At 60.4% G+C, this 13,703-nt stretch carries 19 protein-coding genes; 11 read left to right on the top strand and 8 right to left on the bottom strand.

Features of this window, described 5'->3' with window-relative positions:
- Positions 1–361 precede the first annotated feature (361 nt).
- From AC3WWH_RS13640 to AC3WWH_RS13630, 3 genes are read right to left on the bottom strand one after another with little or no spacing between them, the layout of a single operon-like run.
- On the bottom strand, positions 362–976 hold the full coding sequence (locus AC3WWH_RS13640; RefSeq protein ID WP_058324718.1) for a response regulator: 615 nt from the start codon (positions 974–976) through the stop codon (positions 362–364).
- Positions 973–1,338 carry a hypothetical protein gene (locus tag AC3WWH_RS13635; protein ID WP_113399336.1) on the bottom strand — a complete coding sequence of 122 codons (366 nt, stop codon included), beginning with the start codon at positions 1,336–1,338 and terminating at the stop codon, positions 973–975. Before AC3WWH_RS13635 ends, AC3WWH_RS13640 begins: the two co-directional genes overlap by 4 nt.
- 10 nt (positions 1,339–1,348) lie before the next feature.
- Complete coding sequence (locus tag AC3WWH_RS13630; protein ID WP_058324720.1) at positions 1,349–1,591, bottom strand: hypothetical protein; 243 nt, start codon at positions 1,589–1,591, stop codon at positions 1,349–1,351.
- Between the two features lie 290 nt (positions 1,592–1,881).
- Between AC3WWH_RS13630 and AC3WWH_RS13625 the strand changes: the two genes are divergently transcribed.
- The 6 genes from AC3WWH_RS13625 (at position 1,882) to AC3WWH_RS13600 (ending at position 4,505) form a co-directional block, all read left to right on the top strand.
- A complete protein-coding gene (locus AC3WWH_RS13625) occupies positions 1,882–2,166 on the top strand; it encodes a DUF1236 domain-containing protein (RefSeq protein WP_058324721.1) in 285 nt (94 codons plus the stop codon).
- Between the two features lie 38 nt (positions 2,167–2,204).
- Positions 2,205–2,360 (top strand): DUF3309 family protein, encoded by a 156-nt coding sequence (locus AC3WWH_RS13620; protein ID WP_082641198.1) that lies wholly within the window; start codon positions 2,205–2,207, stop codon positions 2,358–2,360.
- Positions 2,361–3,392 (top strand): DNA topoisomerase IB, encoded by a 1,032-nt coding sequence (locus AC3WWH_RS13615; RefSeq protein WP_492377051.1) that lies wholly within the window; start codon positions 2,361–2,363, stop codon positions 3,390–3,392. It abuts the gene before it with no gap.
- 99 nt (positions 3,393–3,491) lie between these two features.
- The gene (locus AC3WWH_RS13610; RefSeq protein ID WP_492377050.1) at positions 3,492–3,797 is read left to right on the top strand and encodes a hypothetical protein; all 306 of its coding nucleotides are present in this window, start codon (positions 3,492–3,494) and stop codon (positions 3,795–3,797) included.
- 60 nt (positions 3,798–3,857) lie between these two features.
- Positions 3,858–4,070: a hypothetical protein gene (locus AC3WWH_RS13605; protein ID WP_156433222.1), complete on the top strand. Its 213-nt coding sequence runs from the start codon at positions 3,858–3,860 to the stop codon at positions 4,068–4,070.
- Positions 4,071–4,265: 195 nt separating this feature from the next.
- Positions 4,266–4,505, top strand: coding sequence for a hypothetical protein (locus tag AC3WWH_RS13600; RefSeq protein WP_058324724.1), 240 nt, complete (start codon positions 4,266–4,268; stop codon positions 4,503–4,505).
- Positions 4,506–4,526: 21 nt separating this feature from the next.
- On the opposite strand, the gene AC3WWH_RS13595 is transcribed toward AC3WWH_RS13600, so the two are convergent.
- Positions 4,527–5,579: a PAS domain S-box protein gene (locus tag AC3WWH_RS13595; protein ID WP_162752649.1), complete on the bottom strand. Its 1,053-nt coding sequence runs from the start codon at positions 5,577–5,579 to the stop codon at positions 4,527–4,529.
- 215 nt (positions 5,580–5,794) lie between these two features.
- Here AC3WWH_RS13595 and AC3WWH_RS13590 point away from each other — a divergent pair, with 215 nt between their 5' ends.
- From AC3WWH_RS13590 to AC3WWH_RS13575, 4 genes are all read left to right on the top strand, one after another.
- Complete coding sequence (locus AC3WWH_RS13590) at positions 5,795–5,998, top strand: CsbD family protein (RefSeq protein ID WP_058324726.1); 204 nt, start codon at positions 5,795–5,797, stop codon at positions 5,996–5,998.
- Positions 5,999–6,650: 652 nt separating this feature from the next.
- Positions 6,651–7,766 (top strand): hypothetical protein, encoded by a 1,116-nt coding sequence (locus AC3WWH_RS13585; RefSeq protein ID WP_492377049.1) that lies wholly within the window; start codon positions 6,651–6,653, stop codon positions 7,764–7,766.
- Positions 7,767–8,211: 445 nt separating this feature from the next.
- Positions 8,212–8,481 (top strand): hypothetical protein, encoded by a 270-nt coding sequence (locus AC3WWH_RS13580; protein ID WP_058321433.1) that lies wholly within the window; start codon positions 8,212–8,214, stop codon positions 8,479–8,481.
- Between the two features lie 196 nt (positions 8,482–8,677).
- Positions 8,678–9,661, top strand: coding sequence for a L,D-transpeptidase family protein (locus AC3WWH_RS13575; protein WP_113399629.1), 984 nt, complete (start codon positions 8,678–8,680; stop codon positions 9,659–9,661).
- A 108-nt stretch (positions 9,662–9,769) separates the two neighbouring features.
- Here the strand turns inward: AC3WWH_RS13575 and AC3WWH_RS13570 are convergent, their stop codons facing one another.
- The gene (locus AC3WWH_RS13570; RefSeq protein WP_113399630.1) at positions 9,770–9,958 is read right to left on the bottom strand and encodes a hypothetical protein; all 189 of its coding nucleotides are present in this window, start codon (positions 9,956–9,958) and stop codon (positions 9,770–9,772) included.
- A gap of 163 nt (positions 9,959–10,121) precedes the next feature.
- On the opposite strand from AC3WWH_RS13570, the gene AC3WWH_RS13565 reads away from it, so the two are divergent.
- On the top strand, positions 10,122–10,376 hold the full coding sequence (locus AC3WWH_RS13565) for a hypothetical protein (RefSeq protein WP_058321431.1): 255 nt from the start codon (positions 10,122–10,124) through the stop codon (positions 10,374–10,376).
- 202 nt (positions 10,377–10,578) lie between these two features.
- Here AC3WWH_RS13565 and AC3WWH_RS13560 read toward each other — a convergent pair whose 3' ends face one another.
- The 3 genes from AC3WWH_RS13560 to AC3WWH_RS13550 are packed head-to-tail and all read right to left on the bottom strand — an operon-like array spanning position 10,579 to position 13,681.
- The gene (locus AC3WWH_RS13560; protein ID WP_113399631.1) at positions 10,579–11,421 is read right to left on the bottom strand and encodes an HpcH/HpaI aldolase/citrate lyase family protein; all 843 of its coding nucleotides are present in this window, start codon (positions 11,419–11,421) and stop codon (positions 10,579–10,581) included.
- Positions 11,418–12,635 carry a CaiB/BaiF CoA transferase family protein gene (locus AC3WWH_RS13555; RefSeq protein WP_492377048.1) on the bottom strand — a complete coding sequence of 406 codons (1,218 nt, stop codon included), beginning with the start codon at positions 12,633–12,635 and terminating at the stop codon, positions 11,418–11,420. Before AC3WWH_RS13555 ends, AC3WWH_RS13560 begins: the two co-directional genes overlap by 4 nt.
- Positions 12,632–13,681 (bottom strand): sn-glycerol-3-phosphate ABC transporter ATP-binding protein UgpC, encoded by a 1,050-nt coding sequence (locus AC3WWH_RS13550; protein WP_113399632.1) that lies wholly within the window; start codon positions 13,679–13,681, stop codon positions 12,632–12,634. The genes AC3WWH_RS13555 and AC3WWH_RS13550 overlap by 4 nt, the downstream gene beginning before the upstream one ends.
- Positions 13,682–13,703: the final 22 nt, after the last annotated feature.

The raw sequence follows: 13,703 nt of genomic DNA, 5'->3' as shown, positions 1-13,703 counted from the left end.
ATTCCCGCGCGACCTACGCTACAGGGCAGTGGCCTCTCGTTTTGGCGACGAGGGAGCCGAGCGGGCTGACCTCTTAAATCTCGCTCGAAAGCGCCGCTCGCAACGATCCTCGAAACTTCTCGGAACCATGTGGGAGAACGCCGGTTCTTCATGGAAACGAGGAAAGCGAAATGAGCCCGAGCCCCTATAGACCCGGCGAGCAACCGCCCCCAGTACCAGAGCCGAACCGGACACCGCGCCCGATCGAGGAACCAGAACCCGAAGATCTGCCGGACGAAAAGCGAACGCCCAACCCGGACGAAGTCCGTGAACCACCCATTCACACCCACCCATCATTCGGGTAGTCGGGTAGTGGTCGCTCTCAGTTCGGCCCGTATGGGCCTTCGCTGTAAATGATCGTCATCAACTCGTGTAGCCACGTATCGAGTGGCTGTGCCCTCTCTCTCGTGGCAGCCAAGGCAATCGCACGTTCGAGTGTGCGCTCGACGAGAAAATCCGCAGCCTTGACGCTCGACATCAGCACCCTGGCCCGGAGACGCAGGCCAGGAACGAGATCCGTAACGAGTTGATCGGACAGGCCACCGTAGATTGGGGCAAGGGTCGACACATTCAGGAGGTATTGCTCAAAAACGGCGTTCACCAAGTCTGAGGAGCCCGCGCATTTGCTAAGACGTGCCGCTGACCTGAACCGCTCCGGAACGCTCAAATCATCGTAGCCGCTGAAGAAGATCAAAGGCACCGAACGGCGTGCGAGTTCGTCCGCTACGGGAAAGACCAACTCTCCATTCAGGTTGATGTCGAGGATGGCAACCTGAATATCGTCCGCCTTCGACAGGCTCTTCAAGGTTTCTTGCACTGTTGGTGTGGGGCCAATGATGGTCGCCCCGGCCCGCTCGAGCAATAGGGCGATGTCATTTGCGACATAGAACTCATCCTCCGCCACCAGCACCCGCAAATGCTGCAGGCCCGGCATCATTGTTCGTCCTCGATCTTTCTGTCCACCTCAGTTCTTCTGGCGCTGTGCGCGCTTGCGGCTCGCCGGGAATCGAGAGCCCTCTGCAGCCTGTTGGCGAGTATCAACAGCCGGTCCGGGACATCATCGACTCGTCCCACGTCCGGCTCGACCGCACGAAGAGCCGGATTGCCCATCAGCAACCGATCGTTTTCTGTCTTCTTGCCCGAAGCCATCGCTTCCACCTTGGTCGTTCCTACAGTGCTCTGTCGGGCATGCTCGTCACCAGTAGTGGCGAAACCGTGCGAAGGATACGCCCCCTGGAAGTGGAAGCCAAGCTTTCCGGCTGCGAGCATGACTGCAGGATGCCCTGGTGCGGAGCGCATGCCAGCCGCCTCAGTGCCGCGTGTTGCGCTTCGGGACAAAGTTGGCGCGTTCCGCGGCTGCTTCCAACGGCCTGCGCATGGCGGCAACATAATCATCGGTCAACTCCAGCAAAGCGATCGCGATTTCGTCCCACGACCAACCGGCACGTTCGGCACATTCCGTCAGGAGCTGAAATTGATTGCTCATCGCCAACTGACACTCGAAGCCACGTTCGGCACCGGCGTCGACATTCGCTTCGATCGTTTTCACCATCGTTCCTCCTGTTCGACAAATAAACTCGGAGGACGACCGCGGGTTCCGGCCAAGTTGATGGCACCGGCGAAAGTCCATCGAATCGGACCCGGAGCTAAAGCGCGAAAAAGCGGGATATTTCCGTTGGATAGGCAACGGATGCTGAGCCGCGAATAGACATCGTCACGGCACCCTTGCGACCGACCGAAGACGCTCGCCCACCCGCCCCGCTCCGCCCGACGCTGGTTGCGGCATTTCGGAACCATTCCCGTGCTCGTCGGTTAGTCCCCCGCAAGTTAGGAGGCTTGATCATGAAGAAAATCATCCTAGCAAGTGTATTCGCGGGCCTGTCCTTCGGCGGTATCGCCGTGGCGCAGACGACCGTCGTCGTGCCCGGTGAAGTCAAAACATACGTCCTTGAGCAGAGCAGCCCTTCCGTAGTCTATCAGGGCGACCTGGTGGTCGGAACGCGCCTTCCCGACACCGTCGAGATCCATACGATCCCGGATCAGCCTACCTATGGCTACGTCGTCCTTAACGACCGGAGAGTGCTCATCAATCCGCAGACCCGCGAAGTTATCGAGGTCCTGCAGTGATTATCAACCAAGGGTATGAATAGCGGAAGGACCGTAAGATGCTTGGAACCGTACTGCTGATCATTCTGATCCTGCTGCTGGTCGGCGCATTTCCCGCATGGCCCCATTCTTCGAATTGGGGCTACGGGCCGTCCGGAATCGTGGGCGTTCTGGTCGTCGTCCTGGTGGTCCTCTTGTTGATGGGGCGAATCTGATTGGAGATAGGCCAGAGTGCATCACCAGCTGAGCCCGACCTTGTCTACGTTTCAGACAAGGAACCGGGCTACAGCCGGTCGCGCACGGCGAACGGCTTTTGTTATCGACGCCCGAACGGCGCGCCGCTGAAGAACCCCAGCATCATTGCACGCATCGAAGCGCTTGGATTGCCGCCAGCCTACGACCGGGTCTGGATCTGCATGAACAAGAACGGTCACCTTCAGGCGACCGGCTATGATGCGCGCGGCCGGAAGCAGTATCGCTATCACGATGCCTGGCAGAAATTGCGAAGCCGCGCCAAGTACGACCAACTTCCCGACTTTGCCAAGGCGCTTCCGCGGATGCGGCGAACTGTCCGCAAACAGATGAATGGGCCGATTGACAACCCGACGACAATTCTTGCGGTACTGACTGCCTTGCTCGACCAAGCGCCTCTTCGCATCGGGAATTCGAGCTATGTGGAACAGAACGGCAGCTACGGCGCCGTTACGCTTCTCAAGCGACATCTCAGGATCCGCGACGGCCGCATCGAGCTGAACTTCAAGGGCAAGGGCGGGCAGCGGATCCGAAGGCGGCTGCGCAATCCCCGTCTACAGCGGATTCTGGAGGAGATTGCCGAGCTTCCCGGGCGGCAGCTCTTCGTGTCAGTGGGGGCCGACGGCAAGGCGAAACCTATCGAGTCCGGGCGTTTCAATCGTTACCTTGCCGATATTTCCGGTACCCCGATCTCCGCCAAGACGTTTAGAACCTGGGCGGGAAGCGTTGCTGCCTTTGCTGTCGCGCGACAAGCCCTGCAGGAGGGCCGGCACCCGACAGTCAAGCAAATGTGTGAGGCGGCCGCGGAAGTCCTCCACAACACGCCTGCCGTTTGCCGTAAGAGCTACGTCCATCCGGCTGTCCTCGCTCTTTCAAAACCAGGCGAAACAATCCCGCCTGCAAGCCGCAACGTGAAGCCGGCCAACGGCCTTCGAACTGACGAAGCCCAGTTTGCTCGATTTCTGAGACGGCGCGGGCCGAAGAAGTCGCAATAGAGCCAACGATGCCGCGCATGAGCACCGCCTTGTGGGCGCTCCCGCTGCCGGGAACCAATTGCGTGCTAGCCGGTTCGGCTGCCGGAGGAGTGCACGGTGATGAGCAAGGAAGCGCCGACGCTCGATGCTGGACCACACAACCAGCCTTATCTCGATGCAAATGCGGATCCTCATCGGCTCGAAGACCAATTGGTAATGCTGCGGCAAATGACGAAAGGGCTCGAACACGAGATCGACGCAATCCTTGCGGATGCGAGCGCGGTCGTTCGCGCGGCGCCAGACATCAACCGCGCCAAGGTGATCAAAGTGCTCGTTGCCGACAATCGGAAGAAGCTTCTCCGCCTGCAATCCTACCTGGTGATGCTGGAGGAACGTGTGGGCCGCGAGGCGATCAATTCCGATTGAGCGCAGCTTGCGACAGCCCCTGTTGCCAAAGGCACTCGCCTCTCTCCACGGAGGTGGAAAATGCCTAGCTTGTTGCGTTTTCTCTTTTGGCACCTGTCGTCCGGTTTCCTGTTGGGAACAATGACCGCTCTGGTGATCGTTGCCCAGACCCCCCAGGCGCTTGGCCACAACGGCTCAATCGACCCTGTCGCCCTGCTGATGCAGATCTTCGCCTTCGGCGCTTCGTTCGCGATGGGCAGTCTCGGCACGGCGCTGATGGGGAAGATCGACTGACCAAATCGACCGGCCGCCCCTCGCCCACCACCCTGATGATGCGACAGCATCGAACCGCCTCTTCCGTCGCAATCGAAGGTTTCTACAGGGAACAAAAAGCCGTTTGGAGCACTTGGGCACGGATACGCAGTGCCCCACGGGTCGGCGTGGGCTGCGAAGCGAACACTGACGTTACACGGCATCAGGAGATCTGAGATGGCACAGGACCAGCCCGCTTCCTATGGGAGCAAACCGTCTGCAGCTGCGAAACGAGGGCGCGCGAAGATCATCAATCCGTCGGAAGCCGTCTACTACGGGCATTACGACCTCGCGGAATTCATTGCCAAATACGGTTTGACGCCCTTGGTTGCGCGCGAGATTTTCGGTCGTGTCGGGCCAGCGCGCAGTGATCTCGACAAATACATGACCGAACGTCGCCATCGCCTGGCAGGGTGACCACACGAAACCGCGGAGCCGCTATGCCCCATCGGTCGGGCGCGGCTCCGAGGCGGTCTGGTATGGCTCCAGGAACCGATCCGCCTTTCCCGCCAGCCGCCACCGGAGCACCCCGTCACCGCAGACGACGTCGACCGTCGCATTCAGTGCTTGCGCCGCGCTGCGCCTCAGCACAACGGCTCCGAACCCGGACTGCGGAAAACTCGGGCCTTTTCTTCCCGGTGCGACCCGCTCTTCCCATGTGATCGAGAAGCCTCGGATCGGCCCCCGTTCGGCAAGCGCCCATTGCACTGAGATCGCTCCGGTTCGATTTTTCAGGACACCGCTGCGCAGCGAATTCAGCGCCAGCTCGTGGATCGCCATGCCGAGATTCTCGATCGCGACTGGTACCAACGCAAGGGACGGCCCTGAAATCTCATAGGTGTCACCGGCATAGAAGGGCGCCAATTGTGTCTCGACGAGATCACCGAGATCGGCCCCCTTCCAGTCGGCCGACGCAATCAAATCGTGAGAGGCCGCCAATGCCCAGATGCGCTCTTCGAGACGTTTTTGGAAAGTGCCGGCATTGGATGCCTCGCTGCGGCTCTGCCTGATCATTGCAAGGATGATTGCGTACTGGTTCCGAACCCGGTGGTTGACCTCACGCAGAAGAAGGCGAATGCGCCGTTCCTTTTCTTTGGTCGACGTAATGTCACGGGCAACCACCGACGCACCCACGATCTTGCCCACGCCGTTTCGAATAGGCGAGACCGTCAGCGAAACGGTGACGTAGCTTCCAGCCTTGCGTTGGCGTACCGTCTCGAACGGCTCGATCCGCTCCCCTCGCCTCAGGCGGTCGAGCAGTCTCATCTCTTCTTCGTGAAGATGCGGTGGGATAATGGTGAGGATGGACTGCCCCATCATTTCGTCTGCCATGTAGCCGAAGAGCCGCTCCGCGGCTCCGTTCCAAGTACGGACAGTGCCATCCAGATCCTTACTGACGATGGCATCGAAAGACGATTCCACGATCGCAGCGAAACGCGCCCGAAGGACATCGTCGGCGACTGCGTCCTCATCGAATAGGCGTGACGGCATCGGTTCTGCTCGCGTCCGACCAGGCATTCATTTGCGGATTCGTGCTACCTGACCCAACTAGTACGTCCGACCTCCCAAAATGTTCCGCTGCACTGCCGCCCAATCCATTCTGCTTTCCCAATGTTCCTGAAACTTCGGAGAAGCCAACGGCCTGGCGAGAACCAATTTGGTCCCCGCGAGTTGGGGGGCGTCTCTAAATTAAGGAGGATCCTTGAATGGACTGGAATCGTATCGAAGGAAATTGGAAGCAGGTCAAAGGCAAGATCAAGGAACAGTGGGGCAAGCTAACCGACGACGATCTGGATCAGATCGCCGGCAACCGCGAGCAACTCGAAGGCCGAATTCAGGAGCTTTACGGGATCGAACGAGACCGGGTGCGTCGCGAAATTGATGACTGGTACGGTCGCCAAACCTGGTAATTCGAGGTGGAGGCGATATGGCCGCCCCGGCCAAAAACATAGCCGGGCGCGGCCCTCTTCTTCCCTATCCCCCGCGGTGTTTTCGAGTTGACTAATTCTGCCGTGGGCTCCGATGCGCTTTGCGCGTTGTCAGTCCTGATATCTTTCGTAGGGGTCATGGCGTTGCAAGCGCCAATATAGTCTGTCGGCAGTCCGTTCAATGCCATCCCGGGTTGGGCTCGTTTACGTCGAATTCTACTTGGCACAAGGTTCAGCGTGAGGTTATGCTAATGCAACTATCGCGTCATACCTTCACCGGCCGCAGACGTGGCTCCAAAGTGGGAGGTGACATGATGTTGCCATCCTTGGGGGCATTGCACCAATCTGCGTAGCTTATGGGTTGATGAAGAGCCTCTCTTATGACTTGCTTCGCGTAAGCGAATTTACAAACCCACTAACTGCCACGGAGCACACTACTGCCCGCTCGTCTTCGAGGATCACCTCCGTTTCTTCCTTTTATTCGTCTTCTTCTAGGGAGTTGGATCTCGTTTCCCATGACCCGAATGTTTGTCACGACTTACAGCACTAAATTCATAACTCGATGTGGTGAGACCGATAGAAAGTCGACTTATGTTTGGTATGATTATCTTTTCGCGGCCGGAAACGAGTAAAAATGAGCGAAATCCGTTCGCTTGAAAGCACGGACATCCCAGCGATCGCAGGCATGTTCCAGCGGGTGTTCCGCAACGACCAGGGCACTCCGCCGCCGGCACTTGCCGATTACATGCAGCAGCTTTACCTCGATGCGCCCGGCTGCGATCCGGAGATACGCCCCCTCGTGCACGTGAACGACAAGGGCGTCATTTCCGGATTTGTCGGCGTCAACGTCCTGCCAATGGTGCTGAATGGCCGCCGGCTGCGTGCGGCCATCTGCGGCTCGCTGATGGTCGAGGATCGCGAGAACGATCCCTTGGCCGGAGCGCGCGTCCTCAAGGCCTTTCTGGCCGGACCACAGGATCTTTCCTTCAGCGAAACTGCAAGCGACGTCTCGGCGCAGATGTGGACACGGCTTCGTGGCGTCGTCCTGCCGCAATACAGCCTCGACTGGGTGCGCGTCATCCAGCCCGCTTCCTTCAGCCTGAGTGTTGCGTCCAACCGCATCAAGCCGGCGCGGCTCGCCGCACCTTTCGCGCGGGCCATTGACAGCGCCTACCGCAAGCGGATGGCGCCGGGCGAACAACGCTGGTCCGCCGTGTCTGCCGCCGGCATTAGCCAAGCCGGTTTCACGACACAGGAAACCGATCGCAATGGCTTTGCCGCCGTGGTCGATCGCTTCATCGCGCAGTTTCCGCTTCGCCCCGAATGGGCCGAAGGGCAGCTCGACTACATTCTCGGTGATGCGGAGCAAAAGCCCGAACAAGGAGAGCTCGTCTACGCTCTGGTCGCCGCACGCACCGGCACGCTCGTTGGCGCTTTCGCCTATTACGCCAAGGCGGGCGAGATCGGGCGGGTGCTGCAGGTTTTGGCGCTGCCGGGCCAGGCCGGCCCGGTCATCGACTGTCTTGTAGATCATGCCACCAAGCGTGGACTTCCGGGCCTGCGGGGTCGGACACAGCCGGTACTTATGGAAGCCATGCTCGGGCGTCGGATTGCCTTCGTCCATGTTTACTCAACAGTACTCCACTCCCGTGACCCGGCAATCGTCCAGGCCTGCCGGGACGGGCAAGGCTTCTTCAACGGTATTGCCGGAGAGCATTGGTGCCGGCTGATCGCCGGGACCTTCGGTTAATCTTGCTCCGTGATCCGCATCTGTTGCTACGCTGTTCGATCAGCCGCGCCGAACTAATGAAGCACCTCGGCCGCGGCTTGGGGCCCGCAACATCGAACGACGCGCCAATGGAAAGCTGTACGCAATCAACTTTGAATTCTTGTATCGATTCATACGCTCCCTTTCTGCAGATAGCGATGATCACCACGAAAGACAGGTGCTGCGGGTGCCGAGTCCACGGCAACCCAACGTCACTGGCTTAATTCCATGAAGAGGTATAGATTGACCGGCCGGTCGTCGCCCCGGAGCCGACGACCGGGAATGACTGCATGGGAGATCGGGCGAATGAAGCCTGTCTCCCCCAAGAAGGTCCGCGGGTCGAAGCCAATATCAGCGATACCCCGCGTGAAACTGAGAGCGTCAACTGGAGGATGGGCCGGGAACCACGGCCGCCAGGGAGGTTTCAATGCAGTGGGCAGTCAATGATCTTAATGGCCAATGGAATGCAACCGAGCTTGAAATGCTCCAGCGCACATTCGACCGGGTCTGCCTGTGGCAGAACATCCCTGCGAACAGTCTGCGTGCAGTGCGCCTGGTTCGGTATCTGACAGATCAGCTTCGCGGCGGCATCTGCGATGAGGGTACCCTGTTTGAAAACGCCATGTTGCTTGAGCGATCGCGTTCGGAAGCGACGTCCTTTCCCCGACGCGGCGCGCCGATGCGTGTGCTCAACTAGCTCCGCCCGATAGATAGGTCCGCGAGACCTGCAAGGTCGATCCCTTTTGAGGGCAGAGCGCTTCCGCGCCGGCCATCGGGGCGGTGCGGAAAGTGGCTGTTGCCGCGATCAACGGCGTGTCGGCTTTCCGAGCTATGATCCCGGCCGGCTGCGGTATCTCGATGGGCGGGAACAAATCCGGCGCCCAGTTGATTGAATGGTCATGAAGAACATGACCCTGTCGACTGTACTGTTGATGCTGTTTCCCGCCGCTGTGGCTCTGGCCCAACCGCTTCAGCCAGATGCGATCAACAACGCTTCGATCGCGCCCACTTCGTTGGAGCCGAAGACTGGAGCCTCTGACGATCCCGACCCCGCCATCGTTCGGCTTCAAGTTCTTCTGGATCGCGCGGGTGTGTCGCCTGGCGTCATCGACGGCTACGACGGCGAGAACGTGCGCAAGGCGATTGCCGCCTTCGAGACCATGCAGGGTCTGCCGGCAGACGGCAAACTGGACCAGGATGTCATTGAACGACTTTCGGATCAGACGCCGGCGGTACAGCCCTATGTGATCTCCGAAGAGGACACCAAAGGTCTCGTCGCCACTATACCCAAAGACTACTCCGAACAGGCGAAAATGGATCAGCTCGGATATACAAGCGTCGCCGAGAAGCTGGCCGAGCGCTTTCACATGGACATCGATCTCCTCAAGGCGCTCAATGCGGCCTCGATGTTTTCGGTCGGCAATAGCGTGTCCGTCATGGTCCCTGGAGCCCCAAGGCAGGGGACAGTCAAACGCATCGAAGTGCACCGACGCTCCGGCCAAGTCATGGCCTTCGCAGGCGACGGAACCCTCATTGCCGCCTACCCAGCCACGATCGGCAGCCGCGAGGCCCCGTCGCCCTCCGGCACGCATAAGGTCAAGGGGGTCGCTCGCACGCCTCCCTATGTTTACAATCCGAAGATCAATTTCCAGCAGGGCGACAACCGGAAGAAACTGACCCTGCCCGGCGGTCCGAACGGCCCTGTTGGCAGCGTCTGGATCGACCTGTCGAAGCCAACCTACGGAATCCACGGCACGCCGGAACCATCGATGATCGACAAGTCCGGATCGCACGGATGCGTTCGCTTGACGAACTGGGATGCGGAAGAATTGGCAGGGATGGTCAAACCTGGCGTCATCGTTGAGTTCGTAGACTGAGCCTCGTCAACGCTGCGAAGGACTGAAACGACGTTGCGAATGAGAGAGCGAAGCCCCGCAAACGAGCGGTCCAGCCGTGGTACTCCGTGAAAAGCCTGTATCGAGCAATCAGCGTATGCGCGTATGAACGCGCACGATGTTCATCTGAAGCTCATGACTCGTCGCGTATCTGCCCAGCACCTTCATCAGGCGCTGCTCTTCGGTCTTGTGAATGCCGGTGCGCCGGCAATAATCGGCGACATCCCAGATATGTTTGGCCTGGGGGTTGTCGACTGTTCGGATATCCGCGTGTTTCATCCTGCACCTCCCCTTGCGAGCGCATAACGTTGGGAGGCCGCTTTGGTTCCGCGCAAGCCGCTGAAAGCCAACGCGCGGACGGCAATTGTCGCCTTCAAGGGAACGTAGTTTCCGCCCGCTGGTTTGGGGCGCGAAATACCGCCCAAAACAGGAGGCAGATGCGATGTTCAACAAACTTCTAATTGCAGCCGTCATGGCCGCTTCTTTCACCGGCGTCGCCATGGCCCAGGCCGATATGACCTGCGATGAGGCCGGCATGACAAAGCTGGAAACGGACGTGGGTTCCATCACCGACGCCACCAAGAAGGACATGGCGACGAAGGAACTGGCCATGGCCAAGGAAGCAATGGCGGCGAAAGATGCGGCAAAATGCAAGACCCACATGGAGAATGCCATGAAGGGCAAGGACGCCATGTGATTTCAGGTTGCGGCGGCTACTGCATGTTTCCTTTAATCGTAGCCGGTTAAAGGACAAAAACATGCAGCACTCCAAAGTGCTACAGCGACCTTTGCGCGTCTGATAAGACGCGCGGCGCTGTAGGGTGTTTCGCCACTTTCCGCGTGGCGTGACACCCAGGCCGGCGGCTCCTTGTAAAAAGCGGGGTCTTCGCGGGCTTTGACTAATCGATCGTCTGCAGAATGCGGCGGGCGCGTTCGATGATCGGTGCATCGACCATCCGGTCGCCGACAAGGAAGGCACCCCTGCCCTCGGCCGCCGCACCTGCCGCGGCATCGAGCACGGCGCGCGCCCAGGCGACCTTTTCTTGGCTGGGTGAGAATGCCGCATTCATGATCGGCACGGCAGAGGGATGAATACAGGTTGCACCGTCGAAGCCATGGCGGCTTGCTTCGCGGGCAGCGGCCTCAAGGGCATCGCGCTGCTGATAGTCGGCAACGGTCGTAAGAGTGCCAAAGGACAGCTTGCCCTCCGCCTTGGCTGCGAAATGCACGAGCAACTTCGGCAGACGCAACACCTCGGGGAGCGGTTCGGCCCCCATGCTCGTGGCGATATCCTCGCCACCGGCCACGAGGCCCAACACGCGCTGACAGGCGGCAATTGATCTCGCGTCCAGCACCGCGCCGGCATCCTCCAACAGCGCAACGAAAACGAGCGGTTCGCGCCCGAGTTTGCGTTCGGTCGGTGCCAGATGTTCGGCAACAGCGCACACCTGCTCGGGCGAACGGGCCTTGGCGATGAAAAGACCGAAGGCGCCTGCGCGACAAGCGGCCTCGGCATCCGCCTTCTGCCAGTCCGGTTCGGCATTGATCCGCACGAAGACCTTGGCGCCGCTTCGCCCGGCCAGGGGGACTGACTGCGCAAGTCCAGCGCGTGCCGCCTGCTTATCGCCGTCGGCGACGGAATCCTCGAGATCGAGGACGATGGCGTCAGCGCCACGTTCATGCGCCTTGGCGATGAAGCGTTCGGACGAGGCAGGCACATAGAGAAGAGACCGCAGTCTCATGCTGCCCTACCTTTCAGAATGAGGTCGATTGCGCTGGCATCCAGCCCGGCTTCGGTGAGGACCTCAGCCGTGTGTTCCCCAAGCGTTGGCGCCGGTCTCCGCCAGACACCCGGCGTCTCCGAAAGCCGCGGCACGGTGTTGTGCATCGGCAGGCTGCCGAACTCCGCGTCCTCCACGTCGACGATGATCTCGCGCTCGGCGAAATGGGGGTCGGAAACGGCATCTGCGATGTTGTAAATCGGTCCAACCGTCGCGCCGGCGTCGCGCATGATCTTCAGCGCTTCATCGTGGTCGTGCCGGGCGAACCAGCCGCCAACGGCTTCGTCGACGAGGTCCCGGTTCTTGACGCGCTCCGAATTGGTCGCGAAGCGTGGATCCTCGTTCATGTCGGCGCGGCCGATGATCTCGAATATCCGCCTTGCGATCTGGGGTGTCGAACCGGATAGCGCCACGTATTTACCGTCGCGGCACCGGTAGACGTTGCGCGGTGCGGCTGTGTTGGAGGCGCTGCCCACGCGCTCCTTGATCTTGCCGGTCGTCCGGTAGATCGCGGCTTCCGGTCCGAGCACCGAAAACATCGGCTCGAGCAGCGAGAGGTCGATCACCTGTCCCTTTGCGTAACCGCGATCACGCGCGAGCAGCGCCGTGACGGTGGCCGAACTTCCGTAGACACCGGCGATCATGTCGGCGAGTGCCAGCGGCGGCAGCACCGGTTCGCGGTCGGGAAAGCCGGTTCGGTAGGCAAATCCGCTCATGCCTTCGACGATCGTGCCGAAGCCCGGGAACTGCGCATAGGGGCCGGTCTGTCCGAAGCCCGAGATCCGCACGATGATCAAGTTGGGGTTGCGCGCATGCAGCGCTTCCGGCGAAAGGCCCATGCGCTCCAGCGTCCCCGGCCGGAAATTCTCGATGAAGACGTCGGCCGTTTCGATCAGCGCCCAGAGCGCCGCCATGGCCGCCTCCTGCCGAAGGTTGAGCACGACGGAGCGCTTGTTGCGGCTATAGGTCTTCCAGTAAAGCGAGTGGCCGTCGTCTTTCCAATCCCGAAGCGGATCGCCGGCTGGCGGCTCGACCTTGATGACGTCGGCACCGGCATCGGCGAGCTGCAGCGACAACATGTTGCCGGCGACAAGGCGTGAGAGATCCAGAACCCTAGTGCCGACAAGCGGCCCCTTGGCAGCGGGATCGAACTGTCGCTTGGCAAACCCGCTCATCGAATGCGCTCCCCGGTTTCCTTGTCAAAGAGCAGAACCTTGTCGACGTCGATCGTAAGCGTCACATCCTGGCCGGCCGAAAGCAGCTTGCCGCCGTGGACAACGACGGAAATATCCTGGCCGCCCATATCGACGACGATTTCCTGATCTTCGCCGGTCGGTTCGACCAGGCTGATGCGGCCCGGCACGCCCGTTGCTCCAAGCGTGATATGTTGCGGGCGGATGCCGCAGACGACGCGCGTACCCGGCTGCACCTGTCTTCCAAGCGGCAAGGAGACTCCGCCGCGGGTCAATGCCGTTTCGCCGTCAGCGGTCGCCTCGATGAGGTTGATCTCCGGCGAGCCGATGAAGCCGGCAACGAAAAGATTGGCGGGATCGTTGTAGAGTTCGAGCGGCGCGCCCTCTTGCTCGATCTTTCCGCCGTTCATCACCACGATCTTGTCGGCCATGGTCATGGCCTCGGTCTGGTCGTGGGTCACGTAGACCATCGTCCGGCGCAACCGCTGGTGCAGCTTCTTGATCTCGCCGCGCATCTTCACGCGCAGCTTGGCATCAAGGTTCGAGAGCGGCTCGTCGAAGAGGAAGGCGCGTGGGTCGCGCACGATGGCGCGGCCCATGGCGACACGTTGGCGCTGGCCGCCGGAGAGTTCCCGCGGCAAGCGGTCGAGCAGCTTTTCCAGACCGAGGATTTCGGCGGCCTCGGTCACGCGCTTGTGGATCTCCGCCTTCGGCGCACCGGCGAGTTTCAGCGCGAAACTCATGTTCTCCGCGACCTTCATGTGCGGATAGAGCGCGTAGGACTGGAAGACCATGGCGATGTCACGCTCCTTCGCCGGCATGTCGTTGACGACCTTGCCGCCGATAGTGATCTCGCCGGCTGAGATATCCTCCAGCCCGGCGATCATGCGCAGCAGCGTGGACTTGCCGCAGCCCGAAGGGCCGACGAGCACGACGAATTCGCCATCGCCCATTTCCAGCGAGATGTCGTTGAGCACGGCGACACTGCCATAGCTCTTGCCGACACTTCTGAGCTCTATCTCGGACATGTTTCCTCCCTTCCTTTCCGCG

The sequence above is a fragment of the Ensifer sp. EB106-03-01-XG145 genome (genome assembly GCF_058792075.1).
Note: the sequence above shows the minus strand (reverse complement) of the source record. Positions and strands in the feature narration are given on the sequence as shown.

Coding starts and splice junctions, on each gene's coding strand:
- AC3WWH_RS13635 (WP_113399336.1), bottom strand. CDS start 1,338: ATGCGCTCCGCACCAGGGCATCCTGCAGTCATGCTCGCAGCCGGAAAG.
- AC3WWH_RS13560 (WP_113399631.1), bottom strand. CDS start 11,421: ATGAGACTGCGGTCTCTTCTCTATGTGCCTGCCTCGTCCGAACGCTTC.
- AC3WWH_RS13550 (WP_113399632.1), bottom strand. CDS start 13,681: ATGTCCGAGATAGAGCTCAGAAGTGTCGGCAAGAGCTATGGCAGTGTC.
- AC3WWH_RS13600 (WP_058324724.1), top strand. CDS start 4,266: ATGGCACAGGACCAGCCCGCTTCCTATGGGAGCAAACCGTCTGCAGCT.
- AC3WWH_RS13605 (WP_156433222.1), top strand. CDS start 3,858: ATGCCTAGCTTGTTGCGTTTTCTCTTTTGGCACCTGTCGTCCGGTTTC.
- AC3WWH_RS13595 (WP_162752649.1), bottom strand. CDS start 5,579: ATGCCGTCACGCCTATTCGATGAGGACGCAGTCGCCGACGATGTCCTT.
- AC3WWH_RS13555 (WP_492377048.1), bottom strand. CDS start 12,635: ATGAGCGGGTTTGCCAAGCGACAGTTCGATCCCGCTGCCAAGGGGCCG.
- AC3WWH_RS13585 (WP_492377049.1), top strand. CDS start 6,651: ATGAGCGAAATCCGTTCGCTTGAAAGCACGGACATCCCAGCGATCGCA.
- AC3WWH_RS13630 (WP_058324720.1), bottom strand. CDS start 1,591: ATGGTGAAAACGATCGAAGCGAATGTCGACGCCGGTGCCGAACGTGGC.
- AC3WWH_RS13610 (WP_492377050.1), top strand. CDS start 3,492: ATGAGCAAGGAAGCGCCGACGCTCGATGCTGGACCACACAACCAGCCT.
- AC3WWH_RS13570 (WP_113399630.1), bottom strand. CDS start 9,958: ATGAAACACGCGGATATCCGAACAGTCGACAACCCCCAGGCCAAACAT.
- AC3WWH_RS13640 (WP_058324718.1), bottom strand. CDS start 976: ATGATGCCGGGCCTGCAGCATTTGCGGGTGCTGGTGGCGGAGGATGAG.
- AC3WWH_RS13565 (WP_058321431.1), top strand. CDS start 10,122: ATGTTCAACAAACTTCTAATTGCAGCCGTCATGGCCGCTTCTTTCACC.
- AC3WWH_RS13575 (WP_113399629.1), top strand. CDS start 8,678: ATGGTCATGAAGAACATGACCCTGTCGACTGTACTGTTGATGCTGTTT.
- AC3WWH_RS13590 (WP_058324726.1), top strand. CDS start 5,795: ATGGACTGGAATCGTATCGAAGGAAATTGGAAGCAGGTCAAAGGCAAG.
- AC3WWH_RS13620 (WP_082641198.1), top strand. CDS start 2,205: ATGCTTGGAACCGTACTGCTGATCATTCTGATCCTGCTGCTGGTCGGC.
- AC3WWH_RS13625 (WP_058324721.1), top strand. CDS start 1,882: ATGAAGAAAATCATCCTAGCAAGTGTATTCGCGGGCCTGTCCTTCGGC.
- AC3WWH_RS13580 (WP_058321433.1), top strand. CDS start 8,212: ATGCAGTGGGCAGTCAATGATCTTAATGGCCAATGGAATGCAACCGAG.